This window comes from Streptosporangium sp. NPDC006013, from assembly GCF_040614275.1.
Lineage (GTDB): Bacteria > Actinomycetota > Actinomycetes > Streptosporangiales > Streptosporangiaceae > Streptosporangium.
The window spans coordinates 1-1,891 of record NZ_JBEXUE010000879.1 but is presented as its reverse complement, the minus strand read 5'-3'; the positions used below and the strand labels follow the sequence as shown (position 1 = coordinate 1,891).

Here is a 1,891-nt window from a genome sequence, read left to right as displayed (position 1 = left end):
CCCGGCGTCGCCATGAACGAGACCGCCTGCACCGGCTGGAAGAAGAAGACCGTCGACCTGGGCTCGGCCACCGGGCTCAAGGCCGCCTTCAACAACGGCTCCGGCACCTGGGACAACAACAACGGCGCCGACTACACCATCGGCACCGGGACCGTGAAGGTCTCCGGCGGCCAGGTGACGTCGGGTGACCCGTGCTCGGGAGGCGAACCACCGGGCAACCAGGCCGTCGTCTACTTCCACAAGAAGACCAAGGGCTGGACGACCGCCAACATCCACTACCAGCCCACCGGCGGCGCCTGGACCGCCGTCCCCGGCGTCGCCATGAACGAGACCGCCTGCGCCGACTGGGCCAAGAAGACCGTCAGCCTGGGCTCGGCCACCGGGCTCAAGGCCGCCTTCAACAACGGTTCCGGCACCTGGGACAACAACAACGGCGCCGACTACACCATCGGCACCGGCGTCAGCACCGTCAAGAACGGCGTCGTGACCGGCAACGCCGCCGACCCATGCACCCCCGAGGTTCCGGACACCGAGAAGCCCAGCACGCCGACCGGTGTGACGGCGACCGCGACCGGTGTCTCGATCGCGCTGGCCTGGAGCCCCGCCACCGACAACGTCGGGGTGACCGGCTACAAGGTCACCCGCACCGGCGGCACCGGGGGAACCAAGGTCGTCGACCTGACGGCCACCGTGCACTCCGACACCGGCCTGGCGGAGAACACCCTCTATCGCTACACCGTCCAGGCCAGGGACGCCGCCGGCAACCTCTCCGGGGCGAGCGAGGAGGCCACCGCCACCACCGGGAAGAAGCCCGAGGAGCCCAAGGGCGGCACCCCGCTCGGCGGCGACCCGCGCGAGGACTCGATCTACTTCGTGATGACCGCCCGGTTCGCCGACGGCGACACCTCCAACAACCGGGGGGGCAGCCAGCACGTGAAGTCGGGCAACGCCGCGAACAACGACCCGATGTTCCGCGGTGACTTCAAGGGCCTGGTCGACAAGCTCGACTACATCAAGGGCCTCGGCTTCTCCGCCCTGTGGATCACCCCGGTCGTGCTCAACCGCTCCGACTACGACTTCCACGGCTACCACGGCTGGGACTTCTACCGGGTCGACCCCCGCCTGGAGTCCGAGGGCACGTCGTACCAGGATCTGATCAACGCCGCCCACGCCAAGGGCATCAAGATCTACCAGGACGTCGTCTACAACCACAGTTCCCGCTGGGGCGCCAAGGGCCTGTTCACCCCCACCGTGTGGGGCGCGCGCGACGATCAGTGGAAGTGGCTCTACAGCGAGAAGGTGGCGGGCCGGGAGTACGACCCGATGCAGGAGCATCAGGGGAACGCCCCGGACCTGACGGCCGCGCAGAACGCGATGGCCAAGGGCAGGCCGTACAACGGCGACCAGTGGTCCACCACCGAGCCGGCGGGCAACACCTGCCGTAACTGGGGCACTCCCACCCAGTGGAGCAGCCCCGAGGGGTACCGCATCTACAACTGCCAGTGGCCGAATCCGACCTCCGGCATGTTCCCCTCGAACTACTACCACCAGTGCTGGATCGGCAACTGGGAGGGCGAGGACTCCCGTAGCTGCTGGCTCCACGACGACCTGGCCGACTTCAACACGGAGAGCAAGGTCGTCCAGGACTACCTGATCGACGTCTACAACAAGTACATCGACATGGGCGTGGACGGTTTCCGCGTCGACACCGCCGTGCACATCCCCAGGGTCACCTGGAACCGCCGGTTCCTGCCCGCGATCCGCGAGCACGCGACCGCGAGGTTCGGTGCGGAGAAGGCCAAGGACTTCTACGTCTTCGGCGAGGTCGCCGCGTTCGTGCACGACAAGTGGAACCGCGGCTCGGTGAACCACTCCGCCCAGTTCTTCACCT

The 1,891-nt window shown here is 67.6% G+C and carries 1 protein-coding gene; it reads left to right on the top strand.

The window, feature by feature from the left end; all coding sequences use genetic code 11:
* Positions 1–12: 12 nt before the first annotated feature.
* Positions 13–1,891, top strand: a 1,879-nt coding sequence (locus tag ABZ260_RS50570; protein WP_355632990.1) for a carbohydrate binding domain-containing protein, incomplete at its 3' end; no start/stop codon positions are given.